Source organism: Nocardia sp. NPDC050717 (assembly GCF_040654275.1).
Lineage (GTDB): Bacteria > Actinomycetota > Actinomycetes > Mycobacteriales > Mycobacteriaceae > Nocardia.
In genome coordinates, this window is record NZ_JBFAHR010000003.1 from 1 (window position 1) to 19,524 (window position 19,524).

Consider the following 19,524-nt stretch of genomic DNA (forward strand, 5'->3'; position numbering starts at 1 on the left):
CGGAAATTCGCCAGCCGATCCCAGCCCGCGAAGAAATCCGACATGTACATGTCCATGTAGGACTGCGGCGCCATCTCCTTGATATCGGCACCCGCCGCGAACGCCTTCTCCGAACCGGTGATCACCACCGCACCGATCGAATCATCGGCCTCGAGCTCATCCAACGCCGCGATCACATCGTCGAGAACCTGCTTGTTGAGCGCGTTGAGCGCCTTGGGCCGATTCAGCGTGATCCAGCCGACCGCCCCTTTACCCTCGCTGCCGCCCTTGCGCTCCAGCAGAATCGTCTCGAAATCGGTCACGGCGCACCCTCTTGTGTTCGTCAACGGTCACGGATGCCGCTGACGATACCCAGCGGCACCGCGGGGCTTCTACACCGCCGAATTCAGCTCGCCCGCGCCCAGCGGAGCGAAGTAGGCGTCGACCTGAGCCGGGGTGACCTCGGCCAGGGTGGCCGGTGACCAGCGCGGCGCGCGGTCCTTGTCGATCACCTGGGCGCGGATGCCCTCGACCAGGTCATGGGTGCTCAGCGCGGCCACGGTGATCCGCAGTTCGATCGCGAGCGCGGCGGCCAGCGTCGGCAGCTCGCGGGCCCCGCGCAACGCGCGCAGCGTGGCCTTCACCGCGGTCGGCGACTTGCTGAGCAGATCCTCGGCGGCCTTGGTCGCCTCGGGCGCGTCGGCGGCGCGCAGGGCCTCGACGATCTCCTCGACGGTGTCAGCGGCGTAGCAGGTGTCGATCCAGCCGCGTTGCGCGGCGAGCTCGGAGTCCGGCGCGGGAGCGGCGAAGCGGGCGATCGCCTCGTCGGCGGGCAGGGTGCGCAGGGCGTCGAGAAGGGCGGGCAGGTCGGCCGAGGGCACGAAGGTGTCGGCGAAACCGGCGAAGATCGCGTCGCCCGCGCCCATCCGCGCCGTGGTCAGCGCGACGTGGGTGCCCAGCTCACCGGGGGTGCGCGACAGCAGGTAGGTGCCGCCGACATCGGGGACGAAACCGATCCCGGTCTCCGGCATGCCGATCTGCGAGCGTTCGGTGACGACGCGGTGACTGCCGTGCGCCGACACGCCGACCCCGCCGCCCATCACGATGCCGTCCATGAAGGCGACATACGGCTTCGGGTAGCCGCCGATGAGGTCGTTGAGCAGGTATTCGTCGCGCCAGAACGCGGCCGACGGGGTATCGAGCGGCGCGGGCCCGCCGTCGGTGACCGCCTTCGCGTCGCGGTGGATGGCGACGATGTCGCCGCCCGCGCACAGCCCGCGCTCGCCCGCCCCGACGATGGCGACGGTGCGGATCGCCGGATCGGCGGCCCACTCGCGCAGGGACGCGGTGATGGCCGAGCACATCGAGTGGGTGAGCGCGTTGATCGCCCGCGGCCGGTTCAGCGTGATCAGACCGAGCCCGTCGCGTACCTCGAACAGCACTTCCGCTTCACTCATGCCCGTCACGATAAATTCGGCGCCGCGCGAACCCGGAGCGATGTGACGCATTCCACCGGCGGGCCTACGGCACAATCGGGGCATGGGCACCGACCATTTCGTGCGGATCACCCGCCTGCGCGCGTTGATCGAGCACGAGAACACCGGCCCGGACGAGCGCGCGACGGCGCAGCGGATGCTCGACCGGATCCTGCGGAAATCTCCCGAGGCCACCCGCGCCGACGCCGATCGGGTGTACGGCAAACGCCACGATCGGCCGGGCAGGCACGCGAGCACAGCCTCGATCGTCGAATCGGTGCGCGAGGACATCGCCTTCGCCCGCCGGTTCGCCGTCGTCGGCGGGCCGGGCGAGGTGACGGTGCACAGCCCGCTCGCCGCCGCGCCCGCCGAGCTCACGGTGACGGTGTACACGCCGTTCGCCGACCAGATCGTCGTCACCATCGACGACATCCCGCCGTCCTGGGGCTGGGAGTTCGACGAATTCGACCGCACCACCGCCACCGAGGACCTGCGCCGCCTCGCCGCCGAGCTGGCCGAGATCATCGACAGTTACAACCACGACGGTGCCGATGTGGGCCCGCGCTTCTTCCGCACCATCCGCGCCCAGCAGACCACGCTGATCCGCTGACCTATCCCCCGCCGTGGAAGGTGGCGCGATAGGCCGACGGGCTGGTGCCCAGTGCTCGCGAGAAGTGCTGGCGCAGTGAGGCTCCGGTGCCGAATCCGGCCTGGTCAGCGATCTGGTCGACACTCAGCGTGCTCTGCTCCAGCAGCTGCCGCGCCCGGATCAGGCGCTGTCCGGCGAGCCAGGCGCCCGGCGACATGCCCGTCTCCCGGCGGAACCGGCGGGTGAAGGTGCGCGGGCTCATGGCGGCGTGCGCGGCGAGGACCTTCAGGGTGAGCGGCTGATCGAGGTGGGCCAGTGCCCATGCCCTGGCGCCGCTGGTCGTCGACTCGTCGGCGGCGGGCAGTGGCAGGTCGATGAACTGGGCCTGGCCGCCTTCGCGATAGGGCGGCACGACCGTCCGCCTGGCCACGTCACCGGCCACGGCCGCGCCGTGATCGGTGCGGATCAGGTGCAGGCACAGGTCGATTCCGGCCGCTTCACCGGCCGCGGTGAAGATGCCGTCGTCTTCGGTGAACAGCACGGCGGCGTCCAGCCGCACCGAGGGGAACTCGGCTCGCAGCCGGTCGGCCGACAACCAGTGGGTGGTCGCGCGACGCCCGTCCAGCAGACCGGCGCGGGCGAGGACGAAGGCGCCCGTGCAGATCGAGGCGATCCGGCAGCCCGCCCGCCGGGCCGCGCGCAACCGGTCGGCGATCTCGGCTTCGGCGGGGTCGTCGCGTTCGTCCAGCTCGTGTGAGGCGGGCAGAACGATGGTGTCGGCGGTGGCCAGGGCCGCGGTGCCGTGCTCGACGGCGACGGAGAAGTCGGCGTCCGTGCGCAGCAGACCGGGCTCGGGCGCGCAGGTGAGCACGTCGTAGAGCCGCGCGCCCGCCCCGGAGCGGGCCGAGCCGAAGAGCTGGTGCACGATCCCCAGCTCCATCGGCATCACCCCGTCCCGCGCCAGCACCGCGACCCGATGGACAGCCATGGCCCGATTCTTTCACATATTGCCCATCCAGCCACTGGTCGCGGCCGGTCGTCCTCGGCAGCCTGGATGGCGTCCCGAAGATCCGAGGAAAGGACAGGCCCCATGCGAGTGTTGTGGGTGTTCGCCCATCCCGAGCCACGATCGCTGACCGCCCAGCTGCGCACCGCCGGGATCGCCGCGCTGCGCGAGGCCGGGCACGAGGTGGTCGAATCCGATCTCTATGCGATGCACTGGAATCCGGTCGTGACGGCCGCGGACTTCGCCCATGACGGCGCCGAGCGGCTCGACGTCGCCCGCGAGTCCGAGTCGGCCCTGCGCGCCGGACGGCTGGCCCCCGACATCCGCGCCGAGCACGAGAAGCTGGCCTGGGCCGACACGGTGGTGCTGCACTTCCCGCTGTGGTGGTACGGGGTGCCCGCCATCATGAAGGGCTGGCTCGACCGGGTCATGGTGCAGGGCTACGCCTACGGCGTGCGCGATCCCGCGACCGGCCGCACCCGGCGCTACGGCGACGGCGGACTGGCGGGCAAGCGGGCGACGGCCGTGGTGTCGGTCGGCGCGCACACCGGCCTCGGCCCCCGCGGCATCCACGGCGACCTCACCGAGGCCCTGTTCCCCCTGCTCCACGGCACCTTCTTCTACACGGGCATGGACGTGGTCGAGCCGGTGATCATCCCCGGCACCAACCGGGTCAGCGCGGACCGGTTCGCCACCATCACCGCCGACCTGCGCACCCGCCTGCTCGCCCTGCCGACCGCGGCGCCCATCCCCTACCGCCACCAGGACAGCGGCGACTACGACGCCGAGTGGAACCTGCGCCAAGCCCACCACCCGGACCGATCCGGCCTCGGCATCCACCGCAAGGACGCCGAATCCCGCTGGGCCGCCGCCCGAGCGCGCTGACCCAGCCCCTGCGCGAAGCCGCCGTCGACGACCAGTTCCGTGACCGTGGTGAACGTGGCGTCCACGGCCAGGTACAGCGCCGGCCACCGCCCGCGCTCGGCGGCTGTGAGTCAGCCCTGACGTTTCGGTCCCACCAGGGCGGCGATCAGGCCGCTGGTGAGGACCACGGCGCCGATGGCGAGGACGATGCTGGCGGCGGCGGGACCGCCGTCGGTGTGGTCGGCCACCGTTTGGGCGACCGCCACCGCCACCGCCGCCGCGCCGCCGAGGACCAGCACGGGTTCGGGGCGCAGCGCGTAGAGCGCACAACAGGCCAGGCCGACCAGCAGGGTCAGGGCGGGCCGCCACAGCGAATCGCCCCAGGCCACCGATTGGGCTCCGCCGACCGCGATGAGCCCGCCGATGAGGTAACCCGCCCACTCCGCGACGAGCAGCCGCGCCCAGGCGAGCGCGAACCACAACGCGCCGAGCACCATCAACAGCACGCCCGGCCACGCCGAGCGGTAGTCGAAGATCTCGCCGGTCGAGTTCACGACGCTCGCGACACCGAAGGCGCCGAGCACGGCCATGCCGAGCACGCTCGGCACCAGCAGATAGCCGAGAATCGCCATCAGCAGTCCCGCGATCGACGCGGCGATCTCGGCGCCCGCACCGTCACCGAGCGCGGTGGCCACGGCGCCGCACACGGCCCCGGCCGCCAGCGCCAGCAGTACCGCCGCGAGCCTGCTTCGCCCGGCCGCGGCGATCGGGACCCGCCGGAACACCCCGCCACACCCGCCCGCGAGCACCACCGCTCCCCCGACCGCGCAGCCTGCCACGACCAGCAGCAACACCACCCGCCCGGTCTGCGCCACCTGCGTCCAGGCCCGCCCGAGAAACAGGGCAAGCCCGGCCAGCACCAGCCCGGCCCCGAGGTAGGCGACGATCTCGGCCAGTACCCGGCCCGCGCTCGCCCGGCCCGCCCGCTCCTGGGCGTCGACGGCCCGCAGGATCGCCCCGCGCTGGTCGGCGCTGATCACCCCGGCCGCGACCAGCCGCTCCAGCGCCACCCCGACCCGATGCTCGCGAACCATCCGTCGAGTATGTCGAGCGGCGCCGCCGAATCCGGCGATTCGCGCGCGCCGCGTTTCGCAGCGGCGTGACCCAGGTCATACTAGAATTAGTTGGACGTCCTAGCATCGGGCGATCCACCCACTGTTCGTGGAGGCGGTCATGAGCGAGTCCGGCGCACTGCACGTCCCGGTCCATCCCGTGCGATTCGTGACCTCGGCGGCCCTGTTCGACGGGCACGACGCGGCGATCAACATCATGCGGCGCATCCTGCAGGCCCAAGGCGCCGAGGTGATCCACCTCGGCCACAACCGCTCGGTCCGCGAGATCGTCGACGCCGTCGTCGAAGAGGATGTCCAGGGCGTGGCGGTCAGCTCGTACCAGGGCGGGCACATCGAGTTCTTCGAGTACCTGGCCGAGGCGCTGCGGGCGGCGGGCGCGGGACACGTGCGGATCTTCGGCGGTGGAGGCGGCGTGATCGTCGCCGAGGAGATCGAGCGGCTCGCGCGCAGTGGGGTACGGATCTTCTCGCCGGAGGACGGTCAGCGACTCGGCCTGCCCGGCATGATCAACGAGCTGATCCGCGAGTGCGATGTCGATCCCGCCCGCACCCCACCCGACCTGAACGCCCTCTACACCGGCGACCGGAATGCCTTGGCGCGCACCATCACCTGCCTGCAACAGGGCGCCCTCACCGAGGACGACCGCACCGCGATACGGGCAGCGGCGGACCGACGCCGGGTTCCGGTCCTGGGGATCACCGGTACGGGCGGGTCCGGAAAGTCCTCGCTCACCGACGAATTGGTGCGCCGACTGCGCACCGACCAGCAGGACAAACTGCGCGTGGCCGTCCTCGCGGTCGATCCGACCCGGCGGCGCGCGGGCGGCGCGCTGCTGGGCGACCGCATCAGGATGAACGCCCTCGACGGCGAGCACGTGTACTTCCGGTCGCTGGCCACCCGCGGCAATCACGAACTGCCCGACGACATCGACACCATGATCGCCGCCTGCCGCGCCGCGGGCCATGACCTGGTGATCCTCGAGACTCCGGGCATCGGCCAGGGCGACGCAGGCATAGTCGACCACGTCCAGGTGGCGCTGTACGTGATGACGCCCGAGTTCGGCGCCGCCTCGCAGCTCGAGAAGATCGACATGCTCGACTACGCCGACGTGGTCGCGGTGAACAAGTACGAGCGCCGCGGCGCCGCCGACGCCGTGCGCGATGTCGCCCGCCAATTGATCCGCAACCGTGGCGAATTCGGTGTGAGCCCGGCCGACATGCCGGTCTTCGGCACGAGCGCGGCCACCTTCGACGACGACGGCGTCACCGCGCTCTACCAGCACCTCACCGGCCTGCTGACCGAGCACGGCCTCGCCCTCGAACCGGGCACGCTGCCGAAGGTGGACACCAAGGTCTCCTCCCGCTTCGCCACGCTGGTGCCACCGGCCAGGGTCCGGTACCTGGCCGAGATCGCCGAGACCGTGCGGGCCTACCACGCCGAGACCGCGCGGGAATGCGCAGCGGCACAGCGCGTTCAGCGACTCGCCGCCGTGGCCGCGGAACTGCCCGACGACACCGCGGTCGCCGAGTTGCTGACGAAGGCGCGCGCCGAGCTCTCCCCCGAATCGGCGGCGTTGCTCGCCGAATGGCCGTCCCTCGCCGAGAGCTACCAGGGCGAGGAACAGGTCGTCCGCGTCCGCGACCGCGAGATCCGCACCCCGCTGCGCCGCGAATCGCTGTCCGGGTCGAGCATTCCGCGCGTCGCCCTGCCGCGCTACACCGACCACGGCGAGCTGCTGCGTTTCCTGCGCGCCGAGCACCTGCCCGGCCGGTTCCCTTTCACCGCAGGTGTTTTCGCCTTCAAGCGCGACAACGAGGACCCGGCCAGGATGTTCGCCGGTGAGGGTGATCCGGCGCGGACGAACCGCCGTTTCAAGGTGCTCAGCGCGCACGCGGAGGCCACCCGGCTGTCGACGGCGTTCGACTCGGTGACCCTCTACGGCCACGATCCGGCCGAGCGGCCCGACATCTACGGCAAGGTCGGCACCTCGGGCGTCTCGGTGGCCACCATCGAGGACATGCGCACGCTCTTCGACGGTTTCGACCTGTGCGCGCCGACCACCTCGGTCTCGATGACCATCAACGGCCCCGCGCCGACCATCCTCGCCTTCTTCCTCAACGCCGCGATCGATCAGGCGGTGCACCGCTTCCGCGAGACCGAGGGCCGCGAACCCACCGGCGAGGAGGCCGCCGCGATCAGGGCGCGGACGTTGTCGACCGTGCGCGGCACCGTGCAGGCCGACATCCTCAAGGAGGACCAGGGCCAGAACACCTGCCTGTTCTCCACCGAGTTCAGCCTGCGGATGATGGCCGACGTGCAGGAATGGTTCGTGCGCAACGACATTCGCAACTTCTACTCGGTCTCCATCTCGGGCTATCACATCGCCGAGGCGGGCGCGAACCCGATCAGCCAGCTCGCGTTCACGCTGGCCAACGGATTCACCTATGTGGAGACCTATCTCGCGCGCGGGCTGGCCATCGACGACTTCGCGCCGAATCTGTCGTTCTTCTTCTCCAACGGCATGGATCCGGAGTACACGGTGATCGGACGGGTCGCCCGGCGGATCTGGGCGGTGGCCATGCGCAACCGCTACGGCGGCGGCGAGCGCGCGCAGAAACTGAAGTACCACGTGCAGACCTCGGGCCGCTCGCTGCACGCGCAGGAGATGCAGTTCAACGACATCCGCACCACCCTGCAGGCGCTGATCGCCGTCTACGACAACTGCAACAGCCTGCACACCAACGCTTTCGACGAGGCGGTGACCACCCCGACCGAGGATTCGGTGCGCCGCGCGCTGGCCATTCAGCTCATCATCGCCAAGGAATGGGGTCTGGCGGTCAACGAGAATCCGTTGCAGGGCAGCTTCGTCATCGACGAGCTCACCGACCTGGTCGAGGAGGCGGTGCTGCTCGAGTTCGAGCGGATCAGCGAGCGCGGCGGCGTACTCGGCGCCATGGAGACCGGCTATCAGCGCGGCCGCATCCAGGACGAGTCGATGCGCTACGAACAGCGCAAACACGACGGGTCGCTGCCGATCGTCGGCGTGAACACCTTCCGTGGGCACGACGACGAGGCGGCGCACGGCCCGCTGGAACTGGCCCGCGGCACCGAGGCCGAACGCCGCTCGCAGCTGGATCGCCTGCGTGCCTTCCAGGACGAACACGCCGAGCAGGCCCACGCGGCGCTCGCGCGGCTGGCCGAGGTGGCCCACACCGACGGCAACATCTTCGAGGTCCTGATGGACGCGGCCAGAGTCTGCTCGCTGCAGCAGGTCACGGACGCGTTCTTCGCGGTGGGCGGGCAGTACCGGCGCACCGTGTGAGGCTCAGCCGCCGATGATCTCGGCGGGCAGGAACATCGCGCCGAGCTGGGTGGCGATGGCGAAGGTGTGCTCGACGATCCGCGCGGCGTCCACGTCGACGGCGCCGGTGCGCCAGGCGGTGAGCAGTTCGATGAAGCCGCCGATGCCGGCCAGGGTGCTCATCCGCACGGCCGTCTCGTCGACGTCGGGGCGCAGATGGGGCCAGGCGGCGGCGATCAGCAGGTCGGTGGCGTCGGTGAGCATCGCCTTGCGCCGCTGTTCGAGGACGGCGCTGCCCGCGTGGTCGGCCAGCAGGATGCGGGCCCGGCCACGCTGGTCGGTCTGCAACGCGACGGCGCGGGCGATCGCGGCGCGCAGGATGTCCATGGGCGCGCGTCCGGCGTTGTCGGCCAGGATGGTGGCCAGATCGGCGAAGACCTCCGCGCACACCTCGTCCCAGACCGCGGCGAGCAGGTCGTCGCGGTCGGCGAAGCTCTCGTAGAAGTACCGGTCGTTGAGACCCGCCCGCTGGCAGACGCCACGCATCGTCACCGCGGCCCATCCGCTGTCGAGCCAGATCGCCAGCGCCGCCTCGACCAGGTCGGCGCGGCGCTGGGCCCTGCGTTGCTCCGCGGTGCGGCCACCCCACGTCCGGGCCGGTGCGCGCACATCCATGGTTGACAAAGTACTCCCCCCGGCGCCTAATTGGTGTCAGGTGCGGCCAATGGTGGCGTGTGACACCAATTGGAGTCGGACCGCTAGGACCCGGGAGTCACCATGCGCCTGTTTCGTCGTCGCCGAACCGAACACGCCGACGCGGTGGTCACCGGCGCCGGCAGCGGCATCGGCCGCGCCTTCGCGGTCGAACTGGGCAGGCGCGGCGGGCGGGTGGTGTGCTCCGACCTCGACGCGAGCCGGGCCGCCGACACCGCCGCCCTGGTGGACGAGGTGGGTGGAAAGGCCATCGGCGCCCGCTGCGATGTCACCGCGATCGACGAGGTCACCGCGCTGGCGCCCCTCGCGCAGGACTGGTTCGGCGGCGCGCCCACCCTCGTGATCAACAACGCCGGGATCGGCGCGGGCGGGCCGCCGGTCGGCGAATTCACCCTCGACGACTGGGAGCGCACCCTCGGAGTGAACCTGTGGGGCGTCATCAACGGTTGTCATGTCTTCACGCCGATCCTGCGCGCGGCCGGGCGGGGCACGGTGGTCAATGTCGCCTCCGCCGCCGCGTTCGGCGCCGCCCCGCGGATGGCGGCCTACAACGTGAGCAAGGCGGGCGTGCTCGCGCTGTCGGAGACGATGTCGGCCGAACTGGCAGGCACCGGGGTCGGCGTGACGGTCCTGTGCCCCACGGGGGTGAAAACCGGGATCATGCAAGCGGATTCGCCGATGGACGAGACCGCGGAGCGCCTGGGCGGGCTGCTGCTGCGGTGGACCGGCCGCCCACCCGCGAGCATCGCGAAGACCACCCTCGACGCCGTCGACCGTGGCGACCTCTACGTGGTGCCACAACTGGAAGCCAAAGTGCTGTGGCAGGCCAAACGCTGGATGCCTGCCACTTACACCCGTTCGGCGGGCCTGCTCGAGCGGGTGGTGCGCTGAACCGACCGAGAGGAGACGGACAATGACGTTCGCCTATCCCGACATGCTCGCCACCGTGCGCGCCAAGCAATGGGCCCTGGCCGATATCGACTGGGACGCACCGGGCGCCGAGCTGGTCACCGACGAGCAGCGACCGCGCCTGGCCGCGTTCATGTCCGATCTGGTGTGGATCGAACACGTCGGCGCCCGCGGATTCGCCGCGCTGGTCCAGCAGGCGCCGCCGGGCGCGCTGCGCGAGATCTACCGGCACTTTCACGCCGAGGAGCAGAAGCACGCCAATGCCGAGCTGGCGCTCATGCGCCGCTGGGGCATGCTCGGCGACGACGCGATGCCGGTGCCCAACAAGAACATCCGCCTGGTGATCAGCTGGCTCGACCGCTACGCCGAGCACATGACCCTGCCGGTGCTCGGCACCGTCATCCCGTCGCTGGAGACGGCGCTGGACGGGGCGCTGGTGAAGTTCCTGCTCGACGAGGTCGACGATCCGGTGTGCCACGAGGTGTTCCGGCACATCAACAGCGACGAATCCCGGCACCTCGCGGTCGGCTTCCAGGTGCTCGAACAGCTCGGCGCCGGGCCGCTGCGCAAGATCGCCATCGAGACAGCGGGTTTCGCGGCGCGGCCGTCGTTCGTGCTCGGTGCGCTGCTCTACGCGCCGCTGCTGTCCCGGATGGCGGCGAACATCGTGGCGCTCGGCCTGGACGAGGACAAACTGTGGAACGCGGTGCGCCGCTACGAGACCGTCGGCGAGCGCAGCCCGCGGATCCGGCGGCTGCCGCTGTATCACGTCGTGCGGCTGCACGCGAAGGCCACCATCGACCGGCGCCAGCCGTTCCAGCTGCTCGCCGACGTGTCCAGCGCGTGCATCGACCGGTTCCCGGTCCGGGTCCTCGGTCACCGTCCGTCGTGGGTCCGCGAGCTCACCTACGATCCGGTCGCGAAATGAGCGCGCTCCCCGGCACGTTCGACGGCCGGATCGCGCACCACCTCGACTTCCATCCGCGCGGGGAGTTCACCGGCGAACGGGTGGCGATCATCGGTTCCGGCGCGGCGGCGGCACGCCTGCTCCCCGGCATCGCGGCCGAGGCGGCGCGGGTGACCGTGTTCCAGACCGAGGCCGCCTGGATCGTGCCGCGCGCACCGCTGCCCGCGGGCGCACTGCGGCACGCGCCGGATCGGCTGGTGCGGCTCATCGCCCGCGCGAATCTCCGCATCCAGGTGCGTGATTCGTGGATGCGGTACCGGCTCACCCCCGACGGCGACGCGGGCGTCGCCGTGCACGACAGCTACTACCGCACGCTGCGGCAGCCGCACTGCCGCCTGGTCACCTGGCCGATCGCGCGGCTCGCACCGCTGGGCGTGCGCACCGTCGACGGAATCGAACACCGGGTCGACACCATCGTCTTCGCCGACGACACCCACCACGTCGTGCGCACCATCGGTCGCGGCGGACACCTGCCCGCGACAGCCGCCAGGGTCGGCGCGGCCGGCCGGAAGGAATCAGCATGAACGAGCGAACCAGCGGTCCCGGTGTGAGCACCCTCGATCACGAGATCGTCATCGTCGGCGCGGGCTTCTCCGGGATCGGCGCCGCGATCGCCTTGCGGGAAGCGGGATTCGGGGACTTCTTGATCGTCGACGATGCCGACGGTGTCGGCGGCACCTGGCACTGGAACACCTATCCCGGTGTCGCCGTGGACATCCCGTCGTTCAGCTACCAGTTCTCCTTCGACCAGCGCACCGAGTGGTCGCGGGTGTACGCGCCGGGCCGCGAACTCAAGGCCTACGCCGAATCCTGCGTGGACAAATACGGTCTGCGGCCCCACATCCGGTTCAACACCACCGTGGTCGCCGCCGATTTCGACGCCGACGCCGACCGCTGGGTGCTGCGCACCGCCGACGGCGCCGAGCTGACGGCCCGCTTCGTGCTCAGCGCGACCGGCGTGCTCACCCGCCCGAAGCTGCCCGAGATTCCCGGCATCGAGACCTTCGCCGGGACCACGGTGCACACCGCGCGCTGGGATCACGGCCTCGACCTTCGCGGCAAGCGGGTCGCGATCATCGGCACCGGGGCGTCGGCGGTGCAGGTGATCCCCGAGATCGCCCCGCGGGTCGAGCACCTCACCGTCTTCCAGCGCACCCCGATCTGGTGCCTACCCAGGCCCGACCTGCCCGTACCGCCGCCCGCGCGCTGGGCGCTGCGCCTACCCGGCGGCCGCACCCTCACGCGGCTGATCAGCCAGACCTACGTCGAGGTCACCTTCCCGCTGGCCGCCCACTACCACCGCTCGCTGCCCACCGCCGCGATCGGCGAACGCGCCGGCCTGGCCCATCTGCGCCGCCAGGTGAAGGACCCGGACGTGCGCGCGAAACTCACCCCGAACTATGCGCTGGGCTGCAAACGGCCCAGCTTCTCCAACGACTATCTGGCCACCTACAACCGCGCGAATGTCACGCTGGAGACCAGGCCCATCACCGAGATCACCGCGACCGGCGTACGCACCGCGGAAACCGAACACCCGGCCGATGTACTGATTCTCGCGACCGGATTCAAAGTGATGGAGTCGGGTAATATGCCGACCTACGATCTGCACGGCGTCGACGGCCTCGACCTGGAGAAATGGTGGGACGAGAACCGGCTGCAGGCCTACGAGGGCGTGAGTGTGCCGGGATTTCCCAACTATTTCTCCATCATGGGTCCGTACGGCTACAACGGCGCCTCGTATTTCACGCTCATCGAAAATCAGACCCGCCATATTCTGCGGTGCCTGCGCCGGGCCCGCGACACCGGCGCGACCAGGGTGGAGGTGCGCCACGAGGCCAACGACCGGTTCTTCCGCGAGGTGCTCGCGCGGCGCGGCGGGCAGGTGTTCTGGCAGGACAGCTGCGCCAACGCCAACAGCTACTACTTCGACAAGCACGGCGACGTGCCGCTGCGGCCGTCGTCGACACTGGAGGCGGCCTGGCGCAGCGGCCATTTCGACCTGGCCGATTACGTGTTCACCCCGGCACGCTGAACCGCCCGCTGTTCATCCACCCCGTCCCGTCGGAATGTGTGACAATCGCGCCACCGAAGCGATCGGCACCGACGGGACGGCGGCGGCATGACACTGACCGATATCGACATCATCGACGCGCACCTGCACCAGTGGGACCCGCATTCGACACCGCGGCAATTCAGCAAGCACGCCACCCTGCTGCGCTATCTGCCGATTCCGATCGATATCGCGACGCGATTGACCCCGCGGCGCGACCGCGAATTCGTCGGCGAGGCCTCGGCCTACATGGGCCCGTATCTGCCTGCCGACTACCGCGCCGATCTGGGTCCGACCGCGGCATCGGCGCTGGTCCACGTCGAGGCGGACTGGACCGGTTGGCAACCCGACGAGACCCGCTGGGTGGCGAGCCTGCCCTTCGGGGTCGACACGCCACGGCTGGCCGCGATCGTCGGCGCCGCCGACCCCGCCGCCGCGGACTTCGCGGCCGTCCTGGACGCGCACCAGTCGGCCTCACCGCTGCTGCACGGCATCAGGACGAACGTGGCCCACCATCCCGATCCGGCCGTGAAATCGTTCGCGGCGCACGACGGGCGGCTCACCGCGCCCGCGTTCCTGGACGGGTTCGCCCAGCTCGCCGAGCGGGGACTCTCGTTCGACACCTGGATCTACTCGGTCCAGCTGCCGGAACTGACCGCGCTGGCCGAACGCTTCCCCGAGGTGCCGATCGTGCTCGACCACCTCGGCACACCCGCCGGGATCTTCGGGCCGGTCGGCAAGTCCACCGGCCGGACCGTGACCCAGCGGCACACCCTGTTCGAGCGCTGGCGCCAGGACCTCACCGATCTCGCCGCGCAGCCCAATGTGGTCGCCAAGGTCAGCGGGCTGATGATGCCGGTGCTCGGCCATCCGGTGCCGCCGCGCGGCGCGCCGACGCCGGTGCCCGTGCTGGTGGAGCGAGTGCGGCCGATGCTCACGCACGCGCTCGCGGTGTTCGGCGCCGACCGGCTGATCTGGGGCTCGAACTTCCCGGTGGATCGGCCGATCACCAGCATCACCGGGGCCGCCGAGACCGTCGCCACCGTGCTCACCGACGCCGGCGCCGACACCGACGACCTGCGGAAGGTGTTCGGCGGCACCGCGACCCGCGTGTACCGCATCGACTGACGCGCGGGCGCCGCGACCTGTCGGTGCCCCGGTTTAGCATCACCGCATGAAAGCAATCGGCACGTTCGAAGTCACCGCGTTCGACCCCACCGACCTGGGCCCGCGGCCACCCATCGAGACCGGACTCCCGGTCGGGGTCAGCACCATCACCAAGGAATACGCGGGCGAGATCACCGGCCGCTCGGCCACCCTGTTCACCGCGGCCTTCGACATGGCCTCCGGCGCGGGCACCTACATCGCCATGGAGTCCTTCGAAGGCACCCTGCACGACCGGGCCGGCGCGTTCAACTTCGTCCACTCGGCCACCACCGAGGGCACCGACCGCACCGACGAGTTCTTCCACATCGTCCCGGCCAGCGGCACCGGCGCGCTCACCGGCATCACCGGAACGGGCGCCCTGTCCGTCGACAGCACCGGCGGCCACCACATCTGGTTCGACTACGAGCTCCCCTGAGGCCTCAGCTGTCGAATTCGGGGTAGAGGGAACGCAGTTCGCGGAGGCCGGTGGCGGCCGTCTGTTCGTCTTCGGTCGTCATGCGGAGCGCGCGGCGCAGCGGAACCGGGTCGAGGTCGTCGATGACGGGGTGGAACTCGATGCGCGGAAGGTCGGGCAGGACGAGGGTGTCGCCGTAGGGGTCGTCGGATTCCTCGGCGCGGGTGGACTTCTCGACGCCGCCGATGAGGGTGTCGAGGTCGAGGCCGCGCAGGGTGAGGATCTCGCTGGGCTGTTCGTCGAGACGTTCCGAGAGCAGGTAGCAGACGGCGGCCACGTGTTTGCACGGCCAGCCCATGTCGGGGCAGGAGCAGGAGAAATCCAGCTCGGACGCCGTGGTGGGAAGCAGATGCGGGCCGAGGGCGGGCGGTAGTGCGCCGGAGGCGATCTCGGCGAGCATGCCGGGCGCCTGCCTGATCTCGGCGAGCAGCAGCTCGACCTCCTCCGGACGCAGCGGCCGCATCGCCAGCACCGAGGTGAACGGGCTGGGCTGACTGCCCTGCACCTCCGCCGTGACGGCGCCGCGCTCGATCCGGTAGTTCACCACCTGACCGACCCTGGCGTAGGTACGTCCGCGCGAGAGCCTGCCCGCGTCGGCGACCTTCTCCACCGCGTCCAGAAGCGCACGGCCCCACCAAGTCCGCCCGAAGCCACCGTGTGCCCTGGCGCCACCGGTGACGGGCCTGCGCGGACCGAACTGACTGAAATCGGTCATCAGTCGCCCACCGCCTCGGCGCCGAGGGTGAACAGCTCGCGCAGCTCGTCGGTGCTCAGCTCGGTGATCCAGTTCTCCCCCGTGCCGACCGCCAGCTCAGCCAATTGCTTCTTCCCGCTGATCATCTCGTCGATCCGCTCCTCGATGGTGTCGACGCAGACCAGTTTGCGGACCTGCACCGCGCGCTGCTGGCCGATCCGGAACGCCCGGTCCGTGGCCTGGTTCTCCACCGCCGGATTCCACCAGCGGTCCAGGTGGATCACGTGATTGGCGGCGGTCAGGTTGAGGCCGGTGCCGCCCGCCTTGAGCGAGAGCAGCATCAGCGGTGGGCCGTCCTCGCGCTGGAACCCGGTGACCATGTCGTCGCGGCGCTGCTTGCTCACCCCGCCGTGCAGGAACGGGATCGAGGTACCGAAGCGCTCGGTGAGATACGGCAGCACGAGGTCGCCGAATTCGCGGAACTGGGTGAACAGCAAGGCCTTCTCGCCGTCGGCGATGACCGCGTCGAGCACGTCCTCGACCAGGGCCAGCTTGCCGGAACGGTGACTGCCGCGGCGCAGCATCGGCGAACCGTCACCGAGGTAGTGCGCCGGGTGGTTGCACACCTGCTTGAGCCTGGTGAGCGCGCCGAGCACAGCGCCCTTGCGCGCCATGCCCTTCGCGTCCTTCAGTTTCTCCAGCATGTCGTCGACCACCGCCTGGTAGAGGGCGGCCTGCTCGACGGTGAGGTTGGCCCGCACCGTCATCTCCAGCTTCTCGGGCAGGTCACTGATGACGGCCGGGTCGGTCTTGAGCCTGCGCAGCACGAACGGGTCGGTGATCAGGCGCAGCCGGTCGATGGCGTGCTGATCGCGCTCGCGTTCGATCGGCACGGCGAACCTGGCCCGGAACGACTGCGGGCTCCCGAGCAGTTTCGGCATGGCGAAATCGAACAGGGCGCGCAGTTCCTCCAGCCGGTTCTCCACCGGGGTGCCGGTGAGCGCCAGCCGATGTCGCGCGGGCAGGGCGCGGGCGGCCCGTGCCTGCCGAGTGGCGGCGTTTTTGATGTGCTGGGCTTCGTCGAGCACGATGCGCTCCCACTGCTGTTCGCTCAGCAGGGTGGCGTCGCGGGCGAGCAGCGCGTAGGTCGTCACGACCAGGTCCGAATCGCGCACGGCCGCAACGAATTCCGCGCCAGAGAGACGACCTGAGCCGTGATGGACCAGCACGCGCAGATCGGGAGTGAACCGTTGTGCTTCCCGCTGCCAGTTGCCCACCACCGACATCGGGCACACCAGCAGGGTCGGTCCCACCGGCGCCGCATCGCCCGCTGTCAGGACGCGATCTGGCGCGCCTGCCGTGGCACGATGCGCCCGAGCGGGTCCGGCACCCGCCATCGCCTCCCGCTCATAGGCGAGCAGCGCGAGCACCTGCACCGTCTTGCCCAAACCCATGTCGTCGGCCAGGATCGCGCCGCAGTTGAGTCGGCTCATCGTGGCCAGCCAGCTCAGGCCGCGTTCCTGGTAGGGGCGCAGCTCGGCCTTCAAGCCGATCGGGACCGGCACCGGCTCGGGTTCGCCTTCCCTGGCGAACAACTCGGCCGCCCAGCCCTCGGCGGTGACCTCGGTGACCGGCACGTCGTCCACGCGCTCGGCGGCGAGTTCGCCGATCATGTCGGCCAGCGTGATCGGGGTGTCGTCGGCGTGCAGCGCGACGTAGCGGGCCGCGGCCGCGAGCACGCGATGGTCGGCCTGCACCCATTCCCCGCGCAGCTGTACGAGATTCGACTTGCTGCGGATCAGCCGTTCCATCTCGGCCTTGGTGAGCACCAGGTCACCGAGCGCCAATTCCCAACGGTAGGACAGCAATCCGCTCAGGCCCACCGTGGATTCTGCGGCGGCCGGACTGCTCACCCGCAGGCGCATGCTCGGTTCGGCGATGTTCCACGCGCGCGGCAGCAGCAGGCGGATTCCGGCCTCCTGCAGGGCGTGGGCGCCGTGCGCGACGAGATCGGCGACCACCTCGGTGGGCAGCAGCAGGTCGAGGCCGCGCGGGTCGGTGGGCAGATCGCGCAGGCGCGGGTAGGCCGTGCGGGCCTGCCCCAGCTTCTCGGCGGCGGTGCGCACCAGGACCGGGTCGTCGTCGAGGGCGACGGGCTTCGGCGCGTCGTCGACCGGACGCAGGCACACCTGCAACCGCCACAGGGCCACCGACTCGTCCGTGACGCCGAACTCGCCGTCGGGTTCGCACAGACGCAGGACGAGTTCCGGCTCGTCGGCGGCGTACCCGGCGCGCCACTGGGTCAGCGTCTCCGCCACCCGGTACGAACCGGCCTCGAGCGGAGTGTCGGCGACCAGGGCCGCGAGCAGCGGGTGGGTCATCGTCCGGTGCGCGAGATACTCGCGGGCGATCGGGTCGGTGAGCTCGGTGACCAGGTCGTCGAGCACCGCCGCGGGCGACCCGGCCACCCGCAGCGCCGCGGGCATCGCGGCGGCGAGCTCGGCCAGCCAGGCGCGCTGACGCTGTCCGCCGACCAGCCGCCAGCGCACCCACCACTGGCCGTCGGCCCGCTCGACCTGCGGGACCACCCGGCCGGCCCGCACCCAGCGTTCGATGCCGCGCGCGACGTGGCCGAGGAAGCGCAGGTCGCCGGAGACGTTCTCGACGGGCAGCCTGCTGCGCAGCACGACGGCCGCCGTGGGCGGCGCCAACGCGTGCGCGCGCACCTCGGCGGTCTCCGACCTGCCCTCGGCGTCGACGACGAGCACCACGGCGCGGTGCCGGAACCTGGCCCGCTCCAGGATGTCGCCCAGGACCGAGCCCACGGCGACCGGTTCCCCGTCGTGCCACAGCAGCAGGCCCGAACCGGGGGACCACAGACCGTGCAGCATGGTCCCCATCCAAGCAGGCGGCACCGACAGCCTCCACGACCGGCCACACCCCTGGATTTCTCGCCGATCCCGGAACATACTGAGATATCCCCAGGTCACGGGCCGGACCACCCACCGGCGACAACTGCACAACGACCCAGGCGAACCGGGCTCGCACCGGCTCGGCCGATGAACCCCTTGTATGCGTGCGGAGGGCAGCGATGACGATTCTGCTCCAGGTTCTCGAGCAGAGCTATACCCCGACAACCCCGTGGGAACGGCGCAAATTCACGTTCATCGACGCCGGCAAGATCGTCGGCATGCGATTGGACGGCCAATCCGGCATCTGGCTCGATCTGATCAGACCAGGTGAATCCCAGCGCCTGGCACGCACCAACGATCCCCGTGATGCCATCACGTTCCTGCTCACCGTGTTCGCCAAGATCGCCGAATGCGAGGATCGCGGCGGATCGTGGCTCGTCGGCCACGACGGCGCGCACATCTCCTCGATCGCGGCGACCCGATTCCCCCCGAATTCCAGCGAGCTGGCCGCCGACGACATCCTGGCGCGCGCCTGGCTGTAGGCGCGTGTCGGGGCGGCGTTCGGCCGCCGCTGTCGGTGGCACCCGGTACAACCTGCAGGCATGCGGAAATCGGCCGGGTCGCTCGTGCTCCTGTTCGCGCTCGCGGGCTGCGGTGTGCTCACGCTCGAAGAGCCGGTGACACCCGCGCCCGGTAGTCCCACGCGCGCCGAGGTCACCGCGCTGCTGGACCGGGTGCGCGTGGTCGTCGCGCGCCCGCGTCCCGGTGGGTACGAGCGCGGGTGCAAGGCCGGTCAGGGTTGCGTGTTCGGCCCGGCCTGGTCCGACGACACCGACGCGCCCGGTGGGCACGACGGCTGCGACACCCGCAACAACGTCCTCGCCGCGCAGCTACGCGAGGTGGTGCATCGCGGCCGCTGCGTGGTGGTCGAGGGCGTGCTCGCCGACCCGTACACCGGCGCCGAGATCACCTTCCGCAAGTCCGACGGCGGCCGCGTCCAGATCGACCACGTCTATCCGCTGGCCGCCGCCTGGGACATGGGCGCCGCCGGGTGGGCGCCCGACCGGCGCGCCCGCTTCGCCAACGACCTCTCGGTGAACCTGCTCGCCACCGGCGCCGCGACCAACCAGTCCAAGGGCGACGACACCCCCGCAGACTGGCTCCCCCCGGCCCGCCCCAACCACTGCTTCTACGCGGCGAAGTACCTGACGGTGGCCCTCGACTACGACCTGCCCATCACCGCCGCCGACAACGCCCGGCTGCACGAGGTCGCCCGGGGCTGCCCGTGATCCGCTCGAGCAAGGGCGTCA

Annotated in this window: 18 protein-coding genes; 11 read left to right on the plus strand and 7 right to left on the minus strand. The window is 70.6% G+C overall.

All coding sequences use genetic code 11. The annotated features are described in order from the left end of the window. On the minus strand, positions 1-302 hold a 302-nt coding region (locus AB0H56_RS08485; RefSeq protein ID WP_357159217.1), incomplete at its 3' end, for an enoyl-CoA hydratase-related protein. 69 nt (positions 303-371) lie between these two features. Beyond that, positions 372-1,436, minus strand: coding sequence for an enoyl-CoA hydratase/isomerase family protein (locus AB0H56_RS08490; RefSeq protein ID WP_357159220.1), 1,065 nt, complete (start codon positions 1,434-1,436; stop codon positions 372-374). A gap of 82 nt (positions 1,437-1,518) precedes the next feature. Here AB0H56_RS08490 and AB0H56_RS08495 point away from each other — a divergent pair, with 82 nt between their 5' ends. Further along, a complete protein-coding gene (locus AB0H56_RS08495) occupies positions 1,519-2,064 on the plus strand; it encodes a hypothetical protein (protein WP_357159223.1) in 546 nt (181 codons plus the stop codon). Between the two features lies 1 nt (position 2,065). On the opposite strand, the gene AB0H56_RS08500 is transcribed toward AB0H56_RS08495, so the two are convergent. After that, a complete protein-coding gene (locus AB0H56_RS08500) occupies positions 2,066-3,031 on the minus strand; it encodes a helix-turn-helix domain-containing protein (protein WP_357159226.1) in 966 nt (321 codons plus the stop codon). Positions 3,032-3,133: 102 nt separating this feature from the next. Between AB0H56_RS08500 and AB0H56_RS08505 the strand changes: the two genes are divergently transcribed. After that, entirely contained in the window at positions 3,134-3,934 is an 801-nt protein-coding gene (locus AB0H56_RS08505; RefSeq protein WP_357159229.1) for an NAD(P)H-dependent oxidoreductase, read from the plus strand. Between the two features lie 110 nt (positions 3,935-4,044). On the opposite strand, the gene AB0H56_RS08510 is transcribed toward AB0H56_RS08505, so the two are convergent. Then, positions 4,045-5,007: a DUF2157 domain-containing protein gene (locus AB0H56_RS08510; RefSeq protein ID WP_357159232.1), complete on the minus strand. Its 963-nt coding sequence runs from the start codon at positions 5,005-5,007 to the stop codon at positions 4,045-4,047. A 139-nt stretch (positions 5,008-5,146) separates the two neighbouring features. On the opposite strand from AB0H56_RS08510, the gene icmF reads away from it, so the two are divergent. Beyond that, positions 5,147-8,368 (plus strand): fused isobutyryl-CoA mutase/GTPase IcmF, encoded by a 3,222-nt coding sequence (gene icmF, locus AB0H56_RS08515; protein WP_357159235.1) that lies wholly within the window; start codon positions 5,147-5,149, stop codon positions 8,366-8,368. Between the two features lie 3 nt (positions 8,369-8,371). On the opposite strand, the gene AB0H56_RS08520 is transcribed toward icmF, so the two are convergent. After that, positions 8,372-9,022 carry a TetR/AcrR family transcriptional regulator gene (locus AB0H56_RS08520; RefSeq protein WP_357159238.1) on the minus strand — a complete coding sequence of 217 codons (651 nt, stop codon included), beginning with the start codon at positions 9,020-9,022 and terminating at the stop codon, positions 8,372-8,374. A gap of 102 nt (positions 9,023-9,124) precedes the next feature. Between AB0H56_RS08520 and AB0H56_RS08525 the strand changes: the two genes are divergently transcribed. The 6 genes from AB0H56_RS08525 (at position 9,125) to AB0H56_RS08550 (ending at position 14,569) form a co-directional block, all read left to right on the plus strand. After that, on the plus strand, positions 9,125-9,952 hold the full coding sequence (locus AB0H56_RS08525; protein ID WP_357159240.1) for an SDR family NAD(P)-dependent oxidoreductase: 828 nt from the start codon (positions 9,125-9,127) through the stop codon (positions 9,950-9,952). A gap of 22 nt (positions 9,953-9,974) precedes the next feature. Then, a complete protein-coding gene (locus AB0H56_RS08530) occupies positions 9,975-10,898 on the plus strand; it encodes a ferritin-like domain-containing protein (RefSeq protein ID WP_357159243.1) in 924 nt (307 codons plus the stop codon). Beyond that, positions 10,895-11,461, plus strand: coding sequence for an NAD(P)/FAD-dependent oxidoreductase (locus AB0H56_RS08535; RefSeq protein WP_357159246.1), 567 nt, complete (start codon positions 10,895-10,897; stop codon positions 11,459-11,461). Before AB0H56_RS08530 ends, AB0H56_RS08535 begins: the two co-directional genes overlap by 4 nt. Then, positions 11,458-12,969 (plus strand): NAD(P)/FAD-dependent oxidoreductase, encoded by a 1,512-nt coding sequence (locus AB0H56_RS08540; protein ID WP_357159249.1) that lies wholly within the window; start codon positions 11,458-11,460, stop codon positions 12,967-12,969. Before AB0H56_RS08535 ends, AB0H56_RS08540 begins: the two co-directional genes overlap by 4 nt. Before the next feature lie 87 nt (positions 12,970-13,056). Beyond that, entirely contained in the window at positions 13,057-14,115 is a 1,059-nt protein-coding gene (locus AB0H56_RS08545; RefSeq protein WP_357159252.1) for an amidohydrolase family protein, read from the plus strand. Between the two features lie 46 nt (positions 14,116-14,161). After that, positions 14,162-14,569, plus strand: a complete 408-nt coding sequence (locus tag AB0H56_RS08550) for a DUF3224 domain-containing protein (protein WP_357159255.1) — start codon at positions 14,162-14,164, stop codon at positions 14,567-14,569. Positions 14,570-14,573: 4 nt separating this feature from the next. On the opposite strand, the gene AB0H56_RS08555 is transcribed toward AB0H56_RS08550, so the two are convergent. Together AB0H56_RS08555 and AB0H56_RS08560 are read right to left on the minus strand one after the other, a co-directional pair. Beyond that, positions 14,574-15,323, minus strand: coding sequence for an SWIM zinc finger family protein (locus AB0H56_RS08555; RefSeq protein WP_357159257.1), 750 nt, complete (start codon positions 15,321-15,323; stop codon positions 14,574-14,576). Further along, positions 15,323-18,193 carry a DEAD/DEAH box helicase gene (locus AB0H56_RS08560; protein WP_357159260.1) on the minus strand — a complete coding sequence of 957 codons (2,871 nt, stop codon included), beginning with the start codon at positions 18,191-18,193 and terminating at the stop codon, positions 15,323-15,325. Before AB0H56_RS08560 ends, AB0H56_RS08555 begins: the two co-directional genes overlap by 1 nt. Before the next feature lie 200 nt (positions 18,194-18,393). Between AB0H56_RS08560 and AB0H56_RS08565 the strand changes: the two genes are divergently transcribed. Both AB0H56_RS08565 and AB0H56_RS08570 read left to right on the plus strand, forming a co-directional pair. After that, the gene (locus tag AB0H56_RS08565; protein WP_357159263.1) at positions 18,394-18,756 is read left to right on the plus strand and encodes a hypothetical protein; all 363 of its coding nucleotides are present in this window, start codon (positions 18,394-18,396) and stop codon (positions 18,754-18,756) included. A 60-nt stretch (positions 18,757-18,816) separates the two neighbouring features. Next, positions 18,817-19,503 (plus strand): HNH endonuclease family protein, encoded by a 687-nt coding sequence (locus AB0H56_RS08570; RefSeq protein WP_357159266.1) that lies wholly within the window; start codon positions 18,817-18,819, stop codon positions 19,501-19,503. The last annotated feature ends 21 nt before the right edge of the window (positions 19,504-19,524 follow it).

Excerpts from the sequence above, each read along its gene's own strand:
- AB0H56_RS08520 (WP_357159238.1), bottom strand. The coding sequence starts at position 9,022 with ATGGATGTGCGCGCACCGGCCCGGACGTGGGGTGGCCGCACCGCGGAG.
- icmF (WP_357159235.1), top strand. The coding sequence starts at position 5,147 with ATGAGCGAGTCCGGCGCACTGCACGTCCCGGTCCATCCCGTGCGATTC.
- AB0H56_RS08560 (WP_357159260.1), bottom strand. The coding sequence starts at position 18,193 with ATGCTGCACGGTCTGTGGTCCCCCGGTTCGGGCCTGCTGCTGTGGCAC.
- AB0H56_RS08550 (WP_357159255.1), top strand. The coding sequence starts at position 14,162 with ATGAAAGCAATCGGCACGTTCGAAGTCACCGCGTTCGACCCCACCGAC.
- AB0H56_RS08510 (WP_357159232.1), bottom strand. The coding sequence starts at position 5,007 with ATGGTTCGCGAGCATCGGGTCGGGGTGGCGCTGGAGCGGCTGGTCGCG.
- AB0H56_RS08570 (WP_357159266.1), top strand. The coding sequence starts at position 18,817 with ATGCGGAAATCGGCCGGGTCGCTCGTGCTCCTGTTCGCGCTCGCGGGC.
- AB0H56_RS08545 (WP_357159252.1), top strand. The coding sequence starts at position 13,057 with ATGACACTGACCGATATCGACATCATCGACGCGCACCTGCACCAGTGG.
- AB0H56_RS08530 (WP_357159243.1), top strand. The coding sequence starts at position 9,975 with ATGACGTTCGCCTATCCCGACATGCTCGCCACCGTGCGCGCCAAGCAA.
- AB0H56_RS08500 (WP_357159226.1), bottom strand. The coding sequence starts at position 3,031 with ATGGCTGTCCATCGGGTCGCGGTGCTGGCGCGGGACGGGGTGATGCCG.
- AB0H56_RS08555 (WP_357159257.1), bottom strand. The coding sequence starts at position 15,323 with ATGACCGATTTCAGTCAGTTCGGTCCGCGCAGGCCCGTCACCGGTGGC.
- AB0H56_RS08525 (WP_357159240.1), top strand. The coding sequence starts at position 9,125 with ATGCGCCTGTTTCGTCGTCGCCGAACCGAACACGCCGACGCGGTGGTC.
- AB0H56_RS08505 (WP_357159229.1), top strand. The coding sequence starts at position 3,134 with ATGCGAGTGTTGTGGGTGTTCGCCCATCCCGAGCCACGATCGCTGACC.
- AB0H56_RS08490 (WP_357159220.1), bottom strand. The coding sequence starts at position 1,436 with ATGAGTGAAGCGGAAGTGCTGTTCGAGGTACGCGACGGGCTCGGTCTG.
- AB0H56_RS08540 (WP_357159249.1), top strand. The coding sequence starts at position 11,458 with ATGAACGAGCGAACCAGCGGTCCCGGTGTGAGCACCCTCGATCACGAG.
- AB0H56_RS08495 (WP_357159223.1), top strand. The coding sequence starts at position 1,519 with ATGGGCACCGACCATTTCGTGCGGATCACCCGCCTGCGCGCGTTGATC.
- AB0H56_RS08565 (WP_357159263.1), top strand. The coding sequence starts at position 18,394 with ATGACGATTCTGCTCCAGGTTCTCGAGCAGAGCTATACCCCGACAACC.
- AB0H56_RS08535 (WP_357159246.1), top strand. The coding sequence starts at position 10,895 with ATGAGCGCGCTCCCCGGCACGTTCGACGGCCGGATCGCGCACCACCTC.